Annotated in this window: 14 protein-coding genes; 7 read left to right on the top strand and 7 right to left on the bottom strand. The window is 44.2% G+C overall.

What is annotated here, in order from left to right:
• Positions 1-106: 106 nt before the first annotated feature.
• Positions 107-619 (bottom strand): HNH endonuclease, encoded by a 513-nt coding sequence (locus ACQY73_RS26580; protein WP_428657007.1) that lies wholly within the window; start codon positions 617-619, stop codon positions 107-109.
• 301 nt (positions 620-920) lie between these two features.
• Here ACQY73_RS26580 and ACQY73_RS26575 point away from each other — a divergent pair, with 301 nt between their 5' ends.
• Genes ACQY73_RS26575 through ACQY73_RS26550 form a run of 6 tightly spaced genes read left to right on the top strand, consistent with a single transcriptional unit; the run spans position 921 to position 7,932 of the window.
• The gene (locus ACQY73_RS26575) at positions 921-1,538 is read left to right on the top strand and encodes a TetR/AcrR family transcriptional regulator (RefSeq protein WP_428657004.1); all 618 of its coding nucleotides are present in this window, start codon (positions 921-923) and stop codon (positions 1,536-1,538) included.
• Between the two features lie 24 nt (positions 1,539-1,562).
• Positions 1,563-1,994: a DUF3995 domain-containing protein gene (locus ACQY73_RS26570; RefSeq protein WP_428657001.1), complete on the top strand. Its 432-nt coding sequence runs from the start codon at positions 1,563-1,565 to the stop codon at positions 1,992-1,994.
• An 18-nt stretch (positions 1,995-2,012) separates the two neighbouring features.
• Complete coding sequence (locus tag ACQY73_RS26565) at positions 2,013-2,363, top strand: DUF4260 domain-containing protein (RefSeq protein ID WP_428656998.1); 351 nt, start codon at positions 2,013-2,015, stop codon at positions 2,361-2,363.
• A gap of 43 nt (positions 2,364-2,406) precedes the next feature.
• The gene (locus ACQY73_RS26560; protein WP_428656994.1) at positions 2,407-3,756 is read left to right on the top strand and encodes a TolC family protein; all 1,350 of its coding nucleotides are present in this window, start codon (positions 2,407-2,409) and stop codon (positions 3,754-3,756) included.
• A 49-nt stretch (positions 3,757-3,805) separates the two neighbouring features.
• Positions 3,806-4,852 (top strand): efflux RND transporter periplasmic adaptor subunit, encoded by a 1,047-nt coding sequence (locus ACQY73_RS26555; protein WP_428656992.1) that lies wholly within the window; start codon positions 3,806-3,808, stop codon positions 4,850-4,852.
• A 14-nt stretch (positions 4,853-4,866) separates the two neighbouring features.
• On the top strand, positions 4,867-7,932 hold the full coding sequence (locus tag ACQY73_RS26550; RefSeq protein ID WP_428656989.1) for an efflux RND transporter permease subunit: 3,066 nt from the start codon (positions 4,867-4,869) through the stop codon (positions 7,930-7,932).
• A 409-nt stretch (positions 7,933-8,341) separates the two neighbouring features.
• Here the strand turns inward: ACQY73_RS26550 and ACQY73_RS26545 are convergent, their stop codons facing one another.
• The 3 genes from ACQY73_RS26545 to ACQY73_RS26535 all read right to left on the bottom strand — a co-directional run bounded on the left by ACQY73_RS26545 (position 8,342) and on the right by ACQY73_RS26535 (position 13,324).
• Positions 8,342-10,381 carry an OPT family oligopeptide transporter gene (locus ACQY73_RS26545; protein WP_428656986.1) on the bottom strand — a complete coding sequence of 680 codons (2,040 nt, stop codon included), beginning with the start codon at positions 10,379-10,381 and terminating at the stop codon, positions 8,342-8,344.
• 34 nt (positions 10,382-10,415) lie between these two features.
• Positions 10,416-12,272, bottom strand: a complete 1,857-nt coding sequence (locus tag ACQY73_RS26540; protein WP_428656984.1) for a glycoside hydrolase family 127 protein — start codon at positions 12,270-12,272, stop codon at positions 10,416-10,418.
• 110 nt (positions 12,273-12,382) lie between these two features.
• Positions 12,383-13,324, bottom strand: a complete 942-nt coding sequence (locus ACQY73_RS26535; protein WP_428656981.1) for a dihydrodipicolinate synthase family protein — start codon at positions 13,322-13,324, stop codon at positions 12,383-12,385.
• Positions 13,325-13,835: 511 nt separating this feature from the next.
• Between ACQY73_RS26535 and xylA the strand changes: the two genes are divergently transcribed.
• Positions 13,836-15,164 carry a xylose isomerase gene (gene xylA, locus ACQY73_RS26530; protein WP_428656978.1) on the top strand — a complete coding sequence of 443 codons (1,329 nt, stop codon included), beginning with the start codon at positions 13,836-13,838 and terminating at the stop codon, positions 15,162-15,164.
• Between the two features lie 99 nt (positions 15,165-15,263).
• Here xylA and ACQY73_RS26525 read toward each other — a convergent pair whose 3' ends face one another.
• From ACQY73_RS26525 to ACQY73_RS26515, 3 genes are all read right to left on the bottom strand, one after another.
• On the bottom strand, positions 15,264-16,595 hold the full coding sequence (locus ACQY73_RS26525) for an NCS2 family permease (protein ID WP_428656976.1): 1,332 nt from the start codon (positions 16,593-16,595) through the stop codon (positions 15,264-15,266).
• 108 nt (positions 16,596-16,703) lie between these two features.
• Positions 16,704-17,009, bottom strand: coding sequence for a (2Fe-2S) ferredoxin domain-containing protein (locus tag ACQY73_RS26520; protein WP_428656973.1), 306 nt, complete (start codon positions 17,007-17,009; stop codon positions 16,704-16,706).
• 99 nt (positions 17,010-17,108) lie between these two features.
• A complete protein-coding gene (locus ACQY73_RS26515; protein ID WP_428656970.1) occupies positions 17,109-19,205 on the bottom strand; it encodes a carboxy terminal-processing peptidase in 2,097 nt (698 codons plus the stop codon).
• Between the last annotated feature and the right edge of the window lie 32 nt (positions 19,206-19,237).

Here is a 19,237-nt window from a genome sequence, read left to right as displayed (position 1 = left end):
CTTACATCAGCCAACAGGCAAACCGGCTGAAATTTGGTGAAACAAACGATTGCCTTTGCAAACGGAGTGCAAAAGTAGAAAATCTCACCGGAAGAAGCAATTTTTTTTACGAAACCTTTTCTCTTTTGGAAAGGAAAGGCATCCAGGAATCATCGGTAGCGCCTGAATAATCGCGCAAAAACATAATAAAGGAAGGTTTGAAAGGGCGATGACGCATAGGCATCAAGGCCTCTTCCGGCGTATAATCACCTTTACGCGTATTACAACGCTTACATGCTGTTACAAGATTATCCCAACTTGTACGACCTCCGCGCGATTTTGGAAGCACATGGTCAAGGGTCAATTCTTCATGAAGACCGCAATAAACGCAACGGTGCCCATCACGCTTGAAGATATTCTGCCGCGTCATCATCACTCCTTTATAGGGTAAATGAATATAACGATGAAGGCGAATGACAGTAGGCATTGGAAATTCTGTACTGACAGTGCGCAAGAAATAGTTTGAAGACTCGGCCACCAATTCAGCCTTGTTGAGATAGACCAACAGGAAGGCTTTCGGAACGGAGCAAATGCTCAACGCGGAGTAATCTTGATTAAGGATTAAGACTTTCCTACCCATACCGTTACAAAGGGTGTTTTAGGTTTTCGAAAGTTACAACTTTTAACTTTAAAAACTGCTACATTCTCGTTTTGTTGTAGTAAAAAATCTTTATTTACTCATAGCTAACGCTTAATTGCCTCTTTATCATCGGCTTTAATAAGAATATATAAGAACATAATTGTATTATCAAGGCTCATAGGATCACCTTTCAGCCCCATTTTTTAGCCTTTTAACATTTTTATAAATAAATTCTTTAAAAAATGAACAGTGTTCATTATGTTTGCATCGTTTATAAGATAAAAGGATTAAGCAGCAGAATATGGGAATTCAGGAAAGAAAAGAACGGGAAAAAGAGGACATGCGCAGGCTGATTCTGGAGGCTGCCCGAAAGCTGTTTTTAGAGCAGGGCTACGAAAAAACGAGTATCCGTGGCATTGCTGATGCTATTGAATACAGCCCGGGAACTATCTATCTATATTATAAAGATAAGAATGAACTATTGTTTGCCCTGCATGAAGAAGCATTTTTGAAAATGATGCAGGAATTGAGCAAAGTAGTAATTATAAGTGATCCTTTTGAGCGATTGATCGAAATGGGCCGGCAGTACATTAAATACGCCCTTGAAAATCCGGAGCTCTACGATCTGATGTTTATCATGCAGGCACCCATGGAAACACTTGCCTGCCGCGATGAAATATGGGAAGACGGCTTAAAATCTTTTGGTCTCTTGAAACTGGTCATTGAAGATTGCGTAAAAGCCGGGTATTTTAAAGAAACCAATATTGAAGTAATGGCCATGACCATCTGGGCTTATATGCACGGGCTCGTGACGATCTACCTTAAAAATCGGATGAGTATGTTTCAGGATAATCAACAGTTAGAACGCATTCAGGAATCCTTTCAATTATTTGTCAAAATGATCAAAACGTCTTTGTAACACACTGTATAACCCCTGATACGTATGAAGCCTTTTTTTGCACTTATTACTATTGTCATCTTTGCATCAATTGCTGTCCTTCATTTTTATTGGGCGTTGGGTGGGCGTCGTTGGGTAAATGCGGTAGTTCCACATCGTGGTAATAGCCAACAAAAACCTTTATTTACGCCGGGGCCTTTGGCAACGATCGCGGTAGGAATAGGGCTCGTGTGTTTTGCGTGGATTATGGCACTAAAAGTAGGTTTTGTAAAGAGTTCATTGCTATCTGATCAAGCCATTCACTATGGTTCAATGGGCATTGCCCTTATTTTTCTCCTGCGTGCTATTGGGGAATTTAAGTACGTTGGCTTTTTTAAAAGAATAAAACAGACCGAATTTGGGCGAATGGATACTCGCTGCTATTCTCCTTTGTGTCTGGGCATCAGTTTAATCATTCTCGTTATCAATTATTACTAAATCACTCTGTAAACAGCCATGAAATCACTTCTCACATTGGAAGACATTGGCGAATTTGTTCTCGCTGTCTTTCTGTTCAGCCGCCTGGAATTTGCCTGGTGGTGGTTTCCCGCCCTTTTATTACTTCCCGATCTAAGTATGATAGGTTATGCCATCAATACTCGAATCGGCGCTTATCTGTACAACTTCGTTCATCATAAAGCATTGGGGATCAGCATTGCAGCAGTAGGTTTCTATTTTGCTCAACCTGCGGTGATGCTGACCGGGATCATCTTATTCGCTCATTCTGCGATGGACCGTATTTTTGGCTATGGCCTCAAATACACCGATTCATTTAAGCATACTCATCTGGGATGGATCGGAAAATGACCTTTTTTTGCCCTTTCACTAAACACTGTTCATTTTATAAGATATGATAAGGATATATTTTACCTTGCTTTTGCTCTCGATAAGCATCGGCATACAAGCCCAGCACTCAACCATTTTGGAGGAATACGTTCAGGAAGGATTGAAGAATAACCTTGCCCTAAAGCAGGAAAATCTGGAAATTCGGAAAGTACTCGAAAACATCCAACAGGCCAAAGCACTATTCTACCCAAGGGTGACGTTTGCACCTACGTATTCGCTGGCAGCGGGTGGACGGAGATTACAATTCCCGGTAGGAGATCTGCTCAACCCGGTATATAGCACACTTAATAAGCTTACGCAAACAAGCGTATTCCCGCAAATCGACAATGTAGATGAACTATTGGCTCCCAACAATTTTCACGACACTAAAATTACAGTTCAGTATTCTATCTATAATCCTGAAATTCAATACAATTACCTGATCCAAAAAACATTATTGACGGCTCAGGAAGCCAAAAAGAAAGTGTACGAAAATGAACTTCGGTACACTATTGAAGGAGCTTACTACCAATACATACAGGCATCTGAAGCCATCAAAATTTTTGGCAATGCGCAAAAAACGCTCAATGAGTTAGTGAGATTGAATCAAAAATTGGTGAATAATAATGTGTTAACCAAAGATGCCGTCATCGCGGCTGAATATGAGGTAAGCAAACTTAATCAACAGGTAGCCGTAGCAACCAAAAACCGCGAAACAGCAAAAGCTTATTTTAATTTCCTGTTGAACAAAGACTTAGGTGAAGGAATTGTGGTTGACTCAACCAATCTGAAACCTTTAACTACGTATGAATCACTGGATAAACTGAGCGAGTCGGCCCTGCAAAACCGTCAGGAATTGAACCAACTCGAGCAATCCATTCTCGCTTCTAAAACCGCCGTTACATTGCAGGAAAAAGCCTCAAAACGACCTTCGGTCTTTATTGGCGGAAATACCGGTTTTCAGGGATTTGGCTATACTTTCAACAAACAGGCTTACGGAGTGGCTCAATTAGGTTTGACATGGGATCTGTTTAAAGGATATGAACGAAAATCGAAAATTCAGGGAGCCAAAATTCAGACAGAGTTGCTGAAAACAAAAAAACTGGAAGTCGAAAAACAAATCGAACTGCAAGTCACTCAGGCGTTTCTGGAATTGCAGGCCACTCGCGAAAACCTAACGCTGGTACAGGACGGAGTGAATAAAGCCGAGCAATATTTCAGGGTTGTCGATAGTCGATACCGAAACAACAGTGTGCTTTTCATTGAATGGATAAAAGCACAAAATGAAGTGCTGACGGCTCAGTTACAGCAATCACTCGCCCGTTTTGACGTGCTGATCAAAGAATCTTTATTAAACAAAGTAACAGCCCATTGATTTAATCCATCTCCTCAAACCAAAGAATGATTTTATAACGCATACAATCATGAAACAATACTCCTTTATCATCGCTGTTTTCCTCCTCGCGGCCTGCGGCAAACAGGAAGACAAAAAAACAGAAACCGTTGTGTTGGGTGAAGAAACGGTCGTGCCGGTAAAACTTGAAAAAGTAACGCAAACCGTTCGTTCTGAGTCCATTGTCGCTTCGGGATTGGTTGCCTCTTCGGGAGAAGCAAAACTTTCCTTTAAAATTGGCGGGATCATCCAAAAAATATATGTCACCGAAGGCCAAAAAGTACACAAAGGGCAAGTGTTGGCCTCGCTCAATATGACCGAAATTGACGCACAGGTAAGTCAGGCAAAATACAGTGTGGAAAAAGCCGAACGTGACTTCAAACGCGTTGAGAGTATGTACAAAGATACCGCCGCTACACTCGAACAAATGCAAAACGTTACCACAGGTTTTGACGTGGCAAAGCAAAATCTTCAAATTGCTCAATTCAACCGTTCGTATGCGCAAATTACCTCCCCTATTGATGGAGCTGTCATCCGGAAAACCGCTAATGAAGGCGAATTTACAGGTCCGGGCACATCCATTTTCTTTCTCACTTCCAATCGTCAAAGTGATTGGGTAGTTCGAGTTGGCGTATCGGATAAGGATTGGGCACGACTCAAAGTAGGCAACAAAGCAACTGTTGTGCTGGACGCCTATCCAACAGAAACGTTTATGGGTACCGTTACCAAGTCTGCCCCTGCCGCCGACCCAATGAATAAGCTCTACGAAATTGAAGTGCGGATCAATCCAAACGGCAAACGATTTGCGTCCGGATTGTTTGCTAAAGTGGAGATTAAACCTGCCGAAAATCGCTCTTATGTCATGGTTCCCATTGAAGCCATCATTGAAGGAAACGGACAGGATGCGTTTGTGTATGTCTTGGACGAATCGCGCAAAAAAGTAAAACGTCTGCCTATTCAGATCGGCTTCGTAGACGGCGATAAAGTGTTGGTAACAAATGGATTGGATGGAATTACCGAAGTCGTTACTTCAGGAAATGCTTTTCTGACCGAATCTTCTACCGTAATTATTAAATAACCACAACTACACCGATGAATCTTTCAGAATTTTCCGTCAAGAACTGGCAGTTTATGCTGGTGATGTTTGTGGGCGTGGTAGCGTTGGGACTCAATTCCCTGTTTAATATGCCGCGTGCCGAAGACCCCACGTTTGAAGCCCCTACGTTTGTCATTACGGTCATTTATCCGGGCACCGACCCCAAAGATATGGAGGAATTGGTGGTTGATCCCGTTGAAAAACGCCTCAATGAACTCAAAGACGTCAAAAATATCCGTACGACCATTGATGATGGTCTGGCGGTATTCCTGTTGGAATACGAATATGCGGTAGACAATGACGAAAAGAAGCAGGAAATTGCCCGCGAAGTAAATTCGATGCGCGGGATTCTCCCAACCGATATTTTCGATATTCGTTATTTTCAATTTGATCCCGGATTGGTCAATATCGTACAGGTAGCGTTGGTTTCGGAAGTTGCTTCCTATAAAGAAATGGCCGATTATTCCGAGAAACTGCGGAAGACGCTGGAAAAAAACAAAGACCTGAGAAGCGTAAAAGACTACGGTTTTCCCAAAGAAAATGTGCGCATTTCGCTCAATGTGGAGAAAATGGCGCAGGAAGGCATCGCTATTAATCGGGTAATGGGCGCTTTACAGGCCGAAAACCTCAACATTCCCGCAGGAAGTGTGCAGGAAGGCGCGCGGCGATTTAACGTCAAAACCAGCGGCGATTATGAATCGTTGGAACAAATGCGCAACACGATCGTATCAACCAACGGTCAGAAGATCATTTACCTGAAAGACATTGCCGCCGTCGATTTTAATTACGAAGAAGAAACCAATTTCACCCGTTTAAATGGACGAAGAGCAGTTTTGGTAGCGGCAGCGCAGAAATCCGGCAAAAACATTACCGAAACAGGAAAAGTACTGAATGCAAGCTTGACAGAGTTTGAAAAAACGATGCCCAAGCACATCAAAATGGTGAAGTATTTTGACCAATCGGTGAGTGTAGATCGTCGTTTAGGGCGTTTTGCCAAAGACTTCGGTATTGCCATTTTGCTTGTGGCGCTTACGCTTCTTCCCCTCGGATTGCGGGCTGCGTTGGTGGTAATGGTTTCGATTCCGCTTTCATTGTCTATCGGCCTGACAGCAGTTAATTATCTGGGTTACAGCATCAACCAATTAAGTGTAGTAGGCTTGATCGTAGCATTGGGAATATTGGTTGATGATTCGATTGTGGTGGTCGAAAACATTGAACGCTGGATGCGCGACGGTTTCTCCAAACGAGATGCGGCCATTAAGGCCACCAAACAAATCACATTGGCTGTCATAGGATGTACGGTGACGTTGGTTTTAGCCTTTTTACCATTGCTGTTTTTACCGGAAGCCTCGGGCGACTTCATCATAAGCTTGCCGATGGCCGTGGTAATGACCATTTTAGCTTCCATGGTAGTGTCGCTTACCATTGTTCCTTTTTTGAGCAGTCGTTTATTGGAAAGCAATCACAATCCGGAAGGAAATATCTTTCTGAGAGCGTTGAAAAAACTTATTTCGGGTTCTTACAGCAAGTTATTGAATTGGGCACTGCGGCATCCGCTTCCAACCCTGCTGTTTGCCGGGTTATTATTTGGTGCTTCATTGTACATTCCTAAACTCATCGGATTTGGGTTATTCCCTAAATCAGAAAAGCCCATGTTTCGGATCACTTTTGAAACGCCCGAAGGAAGCAGTTTGAATGAAACAAATCGCGTGGCGCGGGTGGTGGAGAATGAATTGAAACGTCTGCCGGAAGTGAAATTTTTCTCTACCAGTGTCGGGCGTGGTAATCCTCGGATGTATTACAACGTCATTGAGCGTTCGGAATCAAGCAATTACGCCGAAGTATTTGTGCAATTACAGGACGAAATCCATCCGCCTGAAAAAGAAAAAATCATTGACCAACTTCGCGACAAACTGCGTTACGTACCCAATGCCAATGTAGAAGTGGTAGATTTTGAACAAGGCCCCAATACCGAAGCACCCATTGCCATTCGGGTCATGGGTGAAGACCTCGAAAAGCTTCGCAGCGTAGCCGCCGATGTAGAGAAAATGTTGAAGGAAACACCCGGAACGATCTACGTTAAAAACCCACTTACTACCCGTCGTACCGATCTGCGCGTAAAGATCAATAAAGAAAAGGCCGGATTGTTGGGAATATCGGTAGCGGATATCAATCGTACTGTTCGTCTGGCGATTGCAGGGTTGAACATTGGTACGTATAAAGATGCAAGTGGTGATGATTACAGCATTAATGTTACGTTGCCTAAAGGGAAAACGACCACCCCCGCTGTCCTTAATAATTTATACGTGAATACACTAACGGGAGCGGCCGTGCCTTTACGACAAGTGGCTGATATTCAATTCGAAACATCCACAAACCAGATTCGCCACTACGACCGTGACCGTTTTGTGACTGTTTCAGCCTTTGTTAAAAGCGGTCATTTGGTCGATAATGTGTATAAAGAAGCTATTGCCAAATTGGACAAATACAAATTCCCGAACGACTTCAGCTACGTAGCAGCGGGAGAATTGGAAGCGCGTCAAAAATCATTTGGCGGTTTGGGCACCATTATTCTTATCACGGCCTTCGGCTTTTTGGGTGTTTTGATTCTGGAATTCGGTAATTTCAAGAGCTCTTTGATCGTTCTTTCCGTCATTCCGTTGGGTATTATCGGAGCTTTTACCATGCTTTGGATCGTAGGCTATCCGCTCTCTTTCGTGGCCGTTATCGGGCTTATTGCGTTGATCGGTATTGAAGTTAAAAACTCTATTTTGCTCGTCGATTTTACCAACCAACTTCGTGAAGAAGGGCGACCATTATTTGAAGCAATTCAGGAAGCGGGCGAAATTCGTTTTGTACCCATTGTGCTTACTTCGCTTACCGCCATTGGTGGTTTGATTCCGTTGGCGATTGAAGGGAATCCGCTTTATTCGCCGTTAGCGTGGGTATTGATTGGAGGATTGATAAGTTCAACGTTGTTATCACGTATTGTCACTCCCGTGTTATATCGTCTGATTCCTCCGCGCGTAGAAGTGAAACAGGTAGAAATGATCGAAGAATAGCGCATAAAAGCGCGTCCAACATGTTTTAGACGCACATAATCACTAGCTTCGGAGAAGCCCCACCTTTGTAGGAAAGATGGTTATTCCCTGGTTATAAGGCTTCGGAGAAGCCAAACATCAAATTAATGTTTGGCTTCTCCGAAGCCTTGTAATTAACTGACAATCCTATACTACAAAGGTAAAGCTTCTCCGAAGCCATTATTTAACTGACAGTTAAGTACATTGGCTAAAATAGTTTGATGTATTTCGCAGTTGTTTGACCCCATCCGGGGTCAGATATTTGTAGTAATGCCGCTCTTTTCTACAAACATCTGACCCCGGATGGGGTCAAACAAATAATGCAAAGTATTTTTAATGAACTACTTATATGTCCAAAATTGTTTTGGGTAGGCTTTTACTAATTCGCCTTTTATCGTTTCATCGCCACTCGGTAAAGCACTGAAGCCATTGCTACAAACAAACCTGCGCCTAAAAGTTGGTAGCCGCCTTCACCAATGACAGAAGCAATTGCGGATTCAAGATTGATCTTAGCCAAGGCGTTGAAAATAGCATCATTTACGGAAAGCAACGCAACCACCACTCCCGCCAATGCACCACCTGCGACAAGGCCGGTAGAGAATAAATTACCTTTGCCCAGATCAGGATCTTCTTCTTCAATGCCTTTGCGTTTGGCATTCCAGTTCACAAAAGCTTTGACGCAACCACCCGCAAAAATGGGCAACGTTGTAGAAAGCGGTAAGTACAAACCTACCGCAAATGATAACGCATTGACTCCCATGATCTCGATGGTAATGGCGGTGAAAACACCAACCAATACAAACTGCCAATCAAGATTGAAAGACAACAATCCTTTAATGAGCGTCGCCATAAGCGTCCCTTGCGGCGCGGGGAATTTGTCGGTGCCGATGGCATGTTGAATGCCCTGCGCCACCAAATCAGGGGTAGGAGTATCCAATAATTTGACGGTAGCTCCAATCACCAACGACGAAACAATGACTCCGATAAACAACGCAATTTGTTGATACTTGGGCGTGGCTCCCACCAAATAGCCCGTTTTTAGATCCTGCGACGTATTTCCTGCGTTGGCCGCTGCGATACAGATCATACCTCCGATCACCAAAACGGCCGGTTCGTAGAGTTTACCGGTAAGGCCAAAACCAATGAAAACCAAAGAAGTAGCCATAATGGTTGCAATCGTCATCCCCGAAACAGGTGATGAGCTTGAACCGATAATACCCACAATCCGGCTTGCCACCGTCACGAAGAAAAAGCCAAAGACAACTACTAAAATCGCAATCAAAAATTTGGTCAATAAACCATCGCCCGGAATTTGGGGCAAAATCACCATCAATATCACTAAGGCCAGACAGCCAAAAATGACCACTTTAAACGATAAGTCCTGCTCGGTACGAACACGAGCACTCTCGCTGCCCGCTTTCATGGAAGCCAGACTTTGCTGAAACGAAGAGATGATCGTGGGAATGCTTTTCATCAAGGCCATAAAACCGCCCGCCGCCACAGCCCCGGCACCGATCTGACGAATATAGGCGCGATAAATGGCCGACGCTGTGTCGGTAAAACTGTGCGTGGCAGGATTCCAACCACCCGGACCACCTGAGGTAGCGAGGTCTTTGAGATAACCGAGTTTGATCAATTGCCCGGCAATAGTGTCTCCGGGCACGAGCGTAGCCAAAAGCGGAATCAATCCCAACCAAGCCAGCAAACCACCACCCACCAATACCGCAGAAATGCGAAAGCCAATAATATACCCTACACCCAAATATTCCGGCGTGATTTCTCCGCTGACCACTGCCGACGGAAAAATTTTACTCGCTTGTTCAGAAGCTAATCTGGGCACTTCAGCAATAACGTGAAGGATTTTTTGCAGGAAAGCGTACAGCATGGCAATGCCCAAACCTTGGTAAGCGGTTTTGGCCAAGTCACCGCCTTTTTCACCTGCTATCAAAACGGAGCCGCAGGCCGTTCCTTCCGGATAAGGCAGCGTCCCGTGTTCCTGCACGATCAGCGAGCGCCGCAATGGGATCATCATCAACGTCCCCAAAATTCCACCCAAAATGGCTAAGGTCAATATCGTCCAATAATTAAAGAAATCAGCACCGATGCTTTTGCCTTCTTCAGTGGTGGATAAAAAGAGAAAACCCGGCAAGGTAAAAACCACGCCCGATGCAATGGACTCCCCCGCCGAACCGGTGGTTTGAATGATGTTATTTTCAAGAATCGTGGTTCCTAAATATTTTCGTCCCAACGAGATCGCCAAAACGGCAATCGGGATAGACGCCGATACTGACAGTCCCGCTTTAAGCGATAAATAAACGGTAGCAGCGCCAAACAAAACCCCAAACAAAATGCCCATTACTACCGACTTCACGGTAAACTCGGCCATGTTTTGCTCGTTAGGCACATAGGGTTTAAAGTCTTTGATTTCCATGAATTAAAGGTTTAGAAGTATAAATACCGGAATGCTATTTTCCTTTCCAATCAATCCAAACTTTCATACGTCCTGCCTGACGGTTGTCCCAAGAATAGTATGGAATAAGGGTAAAATTATCATTACCATTCTGCGCTTTTATCGTAGTTACGCCTCCTAACAGTGCCGGCTCAAAAGTGGTACTGAACTGCGTTTTTTTCGACAACAGGATTTGATCATAATCCAAATGACGATTGTCCTGCTCTTCCACGCAATACACCAACGGCCCGCGCTGTATGGCACGTTTGCCTTCGTTTGCCTTCACGCGCGAATCGGCCGCAACCACTTTGACGGGCATTTCCATGCGAAGTTTAAGGATATCATTTTTGGCCCAAGTTCTCGAAACTGTCACGTAGCCTTTGTCGGGCGTTAACTTCTCTACAACTTTACCGTTGATCTCAATCGTGTATTTATCGCACCACGCAGGAATGCGCAGTTTTAACGCAAAATCTGCTTTGCTGCTGTCAGGAATGGCTTTTATTTCCACTTCACCCGCCCAAGGATAATTGGTTTTTTGAGCAAATTTCACTTTATGCGCACCTAATACAACCTCGGTTTCGCTGCCTACATACAAATTGACCCACAATGTATTTTCAGACGTATTGTAAATATAACCGCCTACCGAAGGCATCAAACGCGACACATTGCTTGGACAACAGGCCGTACCATACCAAGGGCGGCGGTGATGCAGTCCGAAGGAAGCCAAGGGATTTACATAGAAAAATAAATTCCCCGTAAGTTGTACTCCCGCTAACGCTCCATTGTAAAGTGAGCGTTCCAACACATCCACGTATTTTGATTCTCCCGAATAAAGATTCATGCGTTGATTCCAGAAAACCATTCCCACCGAAGCGCAGGTTTCACAATAAGCCGATTCATTGGGCAGGTCATAATCAACCGTAAAGCCTTCATTCTTAGTGGAAGAACCGATTCCTCCCGTAATATACATATTACGTTCTACCACATCGGCCCATACCCGTTCAAGCGCTTGGGTATAACCACGGTCGCCGGTTTCGGCAGCTACATCGGCCATGCCTGTGTAGAGGTACATTGCCCGGACGGCGTGGCCTTTAATATCGGTCATTTCGCGCACGGGTACATCGTCTTGGCAATAACGTGCGCCGTCAAAATGTTTGTCGGTCCAGATTTGTCCCCGCCCGTTTCCTTTGCCACGTTGCTCAATGAGCCAATCAGCGAGTTTGAGGTAGCGATCGTTATTGGTCGTATGGTATAGTTTCACCAACGCCAATTCCAGTTCCTGATGCCCGGTCACCCATGGTTTATTTTGAATACGAAAAGTAGAATCAAAATGATTGGCAAAACGAATCGACACATCCAACAGTTTACGTTTACCGGTGGCATCATAGTACGCTACAGCTCCTTCGATCAAGTGTCCGAGGCAATAATCCTCGTGCTTTTCCATGTCGGTCCAGCGTTTTTCCAAACCTACTAATGTATAATAGGTATTGAGATACCCATCGGGAAGTTGAGCTGCCGCAATTTTATCGATCCATTCATCGGTTTTGGCTTCCAGTACTTTATCAGGCGTGGTTTTGAGCGTATACGCAATTCCTTCAATGACTTTATACACGTCAGAATCATCAAAATAAATGCCTTTGTGTTTACCGCTGCGCAGGGCTGCATTCTCAAAATTCCGAATCCGCGCCGTCGAATCTTCAGTATACGTCATACATACCGGCAAGGTAGCCGAGTGTACTTTTTCAATACGCGGTTTCCAGAAGAAATCTTTGACGGTAACTTTGGAGAAATTAACGGGAGAAATTTGGCGTTGGGCAAAAGCGCCGTGAACCGCCAAAACAATAATCAATGACAGAGAAAGGCCGGATTTCATAGATAAAAGGTTAGCTATTTATACCAAAGCAAATAAACCGATTTTTTTAACTAAAAAGACCTTCTACGCCGAAACATAGAAGGTCTTTTATCCTGAAAACAAAAAGTTGTTTATGCGAAAGTTAAGGAGTTGATCTCAATTTCTTTAGAAAGTTTATCCACCGTTTCAAGCAAAGCATCTGCATTCGCTTTTTCCACTTCAGTCAATGGCTCAACCTTACGACGTGTATACAATGTGATAGGAAAACCGCGTTTTTGCAGGTAATATTTTGCAACGGTCGGATAAGCCATGTGAATAACGCCCATCGTATCGATCAGGAATTGCTGTACGCGTTGCACATTTTCCTGCTGCGTTGGCTCGTTGAAATTTTGGCATAGCCACACGATCAATTCAGGAAAGAAATTTCCCTGAATACAGGACAATCCGGCCGAACCGGCTTTTAACGAAGCCGCTGCATGTTCCATGTAAGCATCATAAACGCCAAAAACCTGACCGGCTGTAGCGGCAATTTTGGCTTTTACGTTTTCAATATCCAATGAGGTATCTTTATGATAAATCACCCGCCCTGTGGCCGCCAGTTCTCCCAAATTTTCGGCTGTAACAAGTCTTTTATAAGGGACAGGACATTCGTAGAGACCAAACGAAACGCCCGGAGTCAAACTAAGAAGCTCGTGCATCCGCTCCATGAATACCTCATCCGTTTCATCAGCGCCGGCAATTAAACTCGTAATCACGATTACTGCCTGAATACCCGTTGCGTAAATCTTTTTGGAAAATTCGGCTTGTTCAGCAATAGAACCGCCAAATGTTCCCGTTGCCACGACGGGAACTCGTCCGTTGGCCACGTCAACAACGTGCTGGGTAATGGCAAGGCGCTCATCTTCGCTCAGTTCGTACATTTCAGAAGAAAGACAGTTGGCGAATAAACCCGCCGCGCCGGCTTCTAAATAAAATTCAGTAAGTTTGGTTAATCCGTCAAAATCAATCTCCCCGTTGTCTTTAAACGGGGTCAACATTACGGGAATAAAACCTTGTGGAAGGGAATTTTGCATGGATGAATAATCTATAAAAATGTAAAAAGACGTATCCTGTTAAAAGTAACCTTTTGCGAATCTGTTCAATGGTAAGTTCAAAATCAGTTTAAAATGTTTCAGGCTGTTTGACCCCGGATGGGGTCAGACGTTTGTAGATAATAATTCTGTTTCTACAAACATGTGACGGCAGCGACCGTCCGCCCCATCCGGGGTCAAACAACACACGAACAATTCCACCTATTTTGACTAAACAATTATGGTCATTGTATAATTAGTATCAAAAGCTTAGCTGTTGACTAAATTACCAACTGTACTACTTACTGCTTTTTTGTTCGAAAGTACTATTTTTTCATAGCTATGTTCACCTATGAAAAATAAAAAATGCCCGGTGAGAAACGTATTCACATACTTTTAAAAGTAAAATTGTCAAATTGACATTTATTATTTTTCTTTGCACAAGTAAGAATTTATTTTTCACTCTTTTAATAGTAATTCTGTCTTTTAGACTCCACTTAAAACATTCTATTTTATGTCCCTTACACTCGGAAATACCGAATATTTCAAAGGAATCTCCAAAATTCAGTTCGAAGGTCGCGACTCTGACAACCCACTGGCGTTCAAGTGGTACGACGAAAATCGTCTTGTTGGTGGAAAGACCATGAAAGATCATTTACGTTTTGCCGTTGCCTACTGGCATACCTTCTGCGGCACCGGTGCCGATCCGTTCGGTCCGGGCACTAAAGAATTTGCGTGGGATGCAAGCAGTGACGCTGTACAGCGCGCCAAAGATAAAATGGATGCCGCTTTTGAATTCATTACTAAACTTGGCGTACCTTATTATTGCTTTCACGATGTGGATCTGGTTGACGAAGGACCAACCATCAGCGAATACGAGCGCCGTATGCAGGCAATTACTGAATATGCAAAAGGTAAACAAGCCGAAAGCGGGGTGAAATTGCTATGGGGCACAGCCAATGTTTTCTCTAACCCTCGTTACATGAACGGCGCTTCAACCAATCCTGATTTCAATGTGTTGGCATACGCCGGCGTTCAGGTAAAAAATGCGCTGGATGCTACGATTGCTCTGGGTGGCGAAAATTACGTATTCTGGGGCGGACGTGAAGGTTACATGAGTTTGTTGAACACCAACATGAAACGTGAGGTTGATCACCTTGGTCAATTTCTAACCGTTGCGCGTGACTATGCCCGTAAAAACGGATTCAAAGGAACGTTCTTTATTGAACCTAAACCTTGTGAGCCGACCAAGCACCAATACGACTATGATTCGGCAACCGTGATCGGTTTCTTACGGCAATATGGTTTGGACAAAGATTTCCAATTAAATATTGAAGTGAACCACGCAACGTTAGCGGGCCATACTTTCCAACACGAACTCCAGGTAGCGGCTGATGCCGGTATGTTGGGCAGCATCGACGCCAACCGCGGTGACTACCAAAACGGTTGGGATACCGACCAATTCCCCATCAATTTAAGTGAATTGACGGAGGCGATGTTGGTTATTCTCGAAGCAGGTGGCATTACGGCTGGAGGTATCAATTTCGACGCTAAAACCCGTCGTAATTCAACTGACCTTGATGATATTTTTATTGCACACATTGGTGGCATGGATGCTTTTGCCCGGGCGCTTGTGATCTCAAATGATATTTTGGAAAAATCATCCTATAAGAAACTCCGTACCGAACGTTATGCTTCTTTTGACAGCGGCGCCGGGAAGGATTTTGAAACAGGTAAACTGACATTGGAAGATCTGCACAGCTTTGCCGTATCGGCAGGTGCGCCAAAACAGATCAGCGGCAAACAGGAATTATTCGAGAACCTTCTGAATCAGTATATCTAGGAATTAAAGCTTCGGAGCGGTCCGCCGCGCGGAAGCACAACATTTGTAAAATTATACAGCGTCTGACGGTTTACAACCGTCGGACGCTTTTTTTATTAATCAATGTCCCCAAACCAACGACATGACGGCGAAAGCATCAATGATCCAGAGTGTTGGTGAAACTTCTTTGCTTTTTCCGGTGGCCGTTTTGAGAAGGGTCCAACTTAAAAATCCGAAAATGATTCCCTGCGTGATGGAATAACTGAACGGGATCAGTACCAATGCCAATAAGCACGGAATTGCCTCATCCATAACGGTCCAGTCAATTTTTGTGATGGGTTTCATCATAAATGCACCCACTAAAATCAGCGCCAGAGCAGTGGCAATGCTCGGAATGACCGACAGTAAAGGTGATAAAAACATGAAGGGCAAGAACAAAAACGCTGCTACTATTGCCGTAAGTCCCGTTCGCCCGCCCTGTTCAATCCCCACCGCCGATTCTATATAGGCGGTTCCGGGGCTGGTGCCCAGTAACCCTGCCAATGTAGTAGCTACGGCATCGGTCAAAAGTGATTGTTGAATATTACGCGGATCACCGTTTTCGTCATAAAGATCAGCCGCTTCCGCTACTCCAACAAACGTAGAAACACTATCAAACAAATCCGTAAAAGTAAACGCAAATATGACCGGCCAAAGTGCTAAAGTCAGCGAGCCGGTAAGATCAAGCTGAAAGAGTAGGCTAAAATCAGGGGCAGCCCACAATCCATTCCAATTGACCAAGGCAGTTTGACCAAAATTAACGGCGGAAGCATCTCCCCACCAACGCCCGATGGGAATAGCCATCAATGTTGTAAGCACTATTCCAATCACAATTCCTCCCTGAACCTTGCGCACAATCAATACTGCCGTAATAATCAGGCCTATCAGAAACGTCAGCAAAATAGGATCTTTGAGATTTCCCATTCCCACAAGCGTAGCAGGATTACTCACGATAAATTTAGCATTGGTCAAACCAATCAACGTAATAAAAAGCCCGATTCCCGAAGAAATGGCATAACGTAATGGTTTGGGAATCGCCTGCACAATGTATGTACGAACGTTAAAAACGGATAGTATCAGAAAGATAACGCCCGCCCAAAATACCGCACCCAAAGCGGTTTGCCATGCTACTCCCATCCCTTTTACTACCGTAAACGTAAAAAAGGCGTTTAGTCCCATGCCCGGCGCTACAAGTAATGGGTTTCGAGCATAAAGTCCCATCATCAAACTACAGAAGAACGAGAGCAAAACCGTTGCCGTCAACACGCCGCCAAAGGGCATCCCCGACTGACTCAAAATGGCAGGATTGACCACAATGATGTACATTGTAGCGAGAAAAGAGGAAAGCCCGGCAATGACCTCAGTACGAACCGTTGTGCCGTTTTGAGAAAGCGAAAAGTAGCGTTGGAGCATAAGAGTGTGCAGTTGCCGGTAAAAATAAAAATGTCAAAGCTGAATGCAAAGCCCTATAGGGGAATTTACATTCAGCTTTGACAAATAATAAGTAAAAGGAAAGCGCTCTTAGAATTTCAATGCCAGACGCTCGACCGGGACATCGTTTATCAAATGGCTTTCAATGATCTCCTCTACGTCTGAGAGTTCCACTTTTCCGTAGAAAACACCTTCAGGATATACCACCAAGGCAGGGCCGAAAGCGCACACATCCAAACAACCGGCTTTTTGGGCGCGAATATTCATATGCAAATTTTTCTCTTTCAGGGATGTTTTGAATGCATCAACCAAAGCTGCGCCGTGTTCGGCTCCGCAGCATTTTTTGCCGCCATCTTTTTGATTGGTGCAAATAAAAACGTGTTTTTCGTATTTCATAAATCAGTTAGAATGGATTAAAAATAAACGTTGGACGTTGGATTTGGGACTAAAGATAGTACCCGCAACCCAACGTCCAACGTTTAAAGAGAACAAAATTTATCGTTTTGCTACTGACGGTGCTTTGATAAGCGCAATGTAATCAGCCAAGATCCGATTGGTTTCGTTCATATAAATGTCCTTTTTCTTTTTCTCAGGAACTTTAACGGTCGTCGTTGTTTCGTCCTCGTCGCCTTCATCTTCTGTTTCCAGTTTTTTCAGGGCAGCACGTTTCTTCTCGGCTTCTTCGCGTTCTTTTTTACGCTTGGTTTCCTGCAAGGATACCGTGGTATTTTCGCGCGCTTTACGGAACAGGTCAAGTTCATCTGAGAATGTTTTCAACTCTGCTTCCGATTTGAGGCGTTGCTGATATTTTTCTTTCAATTTTACCACCTGTTTTTCATTCAGTGCTTTGCTCAGATCAAAACGTGCGGTTGCAATTTGATCCCAAGGTAAAGCGGTAGGTTGCGAGCTTTCGCCGTATTCTTCCGCGCTGAAAGCCGATGGGAATTCAATGTCCGGTGATACACCTTTACGCTGCGTACTGCTGCCGTTGATCCGGTAAAACTTCGCAACGGTAATATTGATCTGACCCAATTTGTCAGAATCTTTGATCCATTGGTTCAGGTCAACCATCGTTTGAACCGTTCCTTTTCCGTAGGTCTGTTCGCCAAGAATGATACCGCGTTTGTAGTCCTGAATAGCCGCTGCAAAGATCTCAGAAGCCGAAGCACTGAAACGGTTGATCAATACTGCCACAGGTCCGTCATAACTTACACTTGGATCAGGATCCGTTTGTACTTCTGTATCACCGGTCGATTCACGTACCTGAACCACAGGACCTTTTGGTATGAATAAACCTGTCAATGAGATCGCTTCTGTCAATGACCCGCCACCGTTGTTGCGTAGGTCGATCACGATTCCTTCTACATTTTCCGCTTTGAGCGAATCAATGATTTTCTGAACGTCGCGGGTTGTGCTGGCAAAATCCTTGTCACGCTTACCGGCACCTTCAAAATCCCGATAGAAAGACGGAATATTGATAATACCGATTTTGTAATCGTGTTTGTTTTGGTTGATCGTTACGATCTCTTTCTTAGCGCGTGATGTTTGCAAGTTTACTTTTTCACGTACCAACTTAATTTCTTTCGGAGGGTCATTGGCAAGTGCATCACCGGCCAATACCTGCAAACGTACAGTTGTGCCTTTGGTCCCTTTGATTTTCTTGACCGCATCGTCTACGTACCAACCTACAATATCTTCGAATTTCCCTTCTTCACCTTGGGCTACCCCAATGATCTTATCATCTTTTTTCAGACGCTTGTCTTTGAAGGCAGGGCCGCCGGGAACAACTTCTACCACTTTGATGTAATTACCATCTTCACGCAACACAGCGCCAATGCCTTCAAGGGCTTGGTACATATCCTGTTTGAATTTGTCGGAATCAGCAGGAGAGAAATAACGGGTGTGAGGGTCAAGTACTTCGCAAAAAGCATTCATGTACATTTGGAATACCTGTTCGCTGCGGAAACGGCCCAAATTACGCTCACGGTTTTTGTAACGATCTCTCAAAAGTGTCACTACCGACGAATCAGCTTTTCCTGACAGCTTTAATTCCAACGCTTCATTTTTAAGCAATTTGCGCCAGAGTTCGTCCAATTCTTCCGTATTTTTAGCCCAAGCCGCTTTTTCACGGTCTGTATTGAATGTCTCATCTACAGTAAAGTCAAATTTAGGGCTGGCCAAAAATTTAGTGATATAATCACTCCGTTCACGATACCGCTTGCGGAATGTGTTATAAATGTCGTAAGCGGCAGCCAGATCCCCATTGCTGAGGGCTTCATCCAATTGGGTACGGTATTTTTCAAAATACTGAACGTCGGACGATAAAAAATACAGTTTAGCACGGTCGATGTCGTTGAGGTAATTATCATACATCTTTGACGACAACGAATCGTTCATCGTAAATTTGCGGTAATGATACCCGGAAAAGATCTTTGTAACATACGCCTCCACTTTCTCTTGCGTAAGGGTAGGTTTGAGGTCATCATCCGCAGCAGCGAAGGGAGGACGAGAAGATACTACCCGCGAACGCGAGTCGTCGGGTTGCAGACTCAGCAGCAACACCGGAGCTAAGGCGATTAAAAAGCTTTTCATTTTCATAAACTGATTTAATTGAATCCGGCCTT

Origin of the sequence: Runella sp. (genome assembly GCF_965279615.1) — a bacterium.
Lineage (GTDB): Bacteria > Bacteroidota > Bacteroidia > Cytophagales > Spirosomataceae > Runella.
The sequence above is the reverse complement of the archived record's forward strand: the minus strand, read 5'-3'. Positions and strand labels throughout refer to the sequence as shown.

Excerpts from the sequence above, each read along its gene's own strand:
- ACQY73_RS26580 (WP_428657007.1), bottom strand. The coding sequence starts at position 619 with ATGGGTAGGAAAGTCTTAATCCTTAATCAAGATTACTCCGCGTTGAGC.
- ACQY73_RS26575 (WP_428657004.1), top strand. The coding sequence starts at position 921 with ATGGGAATTCAGGAAAGAAAAGAACGGGAAAAAGAGGACATGCGCAGG.
- ACQY73_RS26570 (WP_428657001.1), top strand. The coding sequence starts at position 1,563 with ATGAAGCCTTTTTTTGCACTTATTACTATTGTCATCTTTGCATCAATT.
- ACQY73_RS26565 (WP_428656998.1), top strand. The coding sequence starts at position 2,013 with ATGAAATCACTTCTCACATTGGAAGACATTGGCGAATTTGTTCTCGCT.
- ACQY73_RS26560 (WP_428656994.1), top strand. The coding sequence starts at position 2,407 with ATGATAAGGATATATTTTACCTTGCTTTTGCTCTCGATAAGCATCGGC.
- ACQY73_RS26555 (WP_428656992.1), top strand. The coding sequence starts at position 3,806 with ATGAAACAATACTCCTTTATCATCGCTGTTTTCCTCCTCGCGGCCTGC.
- ACQY73_RS26550 (WP_428656989.1), top strand. The coding sequence starts at position 4,867 with ATGAATCTTTCAGAATTTTCCGTCAAGAACTGGCAGTTTATGCTGGTG.
- ACQY73_RS26545 (WP_428656986.1), bottom strand. The coding sequence starts at position 10,381 with ATGGAAATCAAAGACTTTAAACCCTATGTGCCTAACGAGCAAAACATG.
- ACQY73_RS26540 (WP_428656984.1), bottom strand. The coding sequence starts at position 12,272 with ATGAAATCCGGCCTTTCTCTGTCATTGATTATTGTTTTGGCGGTTCAC.
- ACQY73_RS26535 (WP_428656981.1), bottom strand. The coding sequence starts at position 13,324 with ATGCAAAATTCCCTTCCACAAGGTTTTATTCCCGTAATGTTGACCCCG.
- xylA (WP_428656978.1), top strand. The coding sequence starts at position 13,836 with ATGTCCCTTACACTCGGAAATACCGAATATTTCAAAGGAATCTCCAAA.
- ACQY73_RS26525 (WP_428656976.1), bottom strand. The coding sequence starts at position 16,595 with ATGCTCCAACGCTACTTTTCGCTTTCTCAAAACGGCACAACGGTTCGT.
- ACQY73_RS26520 (WP_428656973.1), bottom strand. The coding sequence starts at position 17,009 with ATGAAATACGAAAAACACGTTTTTATTTGCACCAATCAAAAAGATGGC.
- ACQY73_RS26515 (WP_428656970.1), bottom strand. The coding sequence starts at position 19,205 with ATGAAAAGCTTTTTAATCGCCTTAGCTCCGGTGTTGCTGCTGAGTCTG.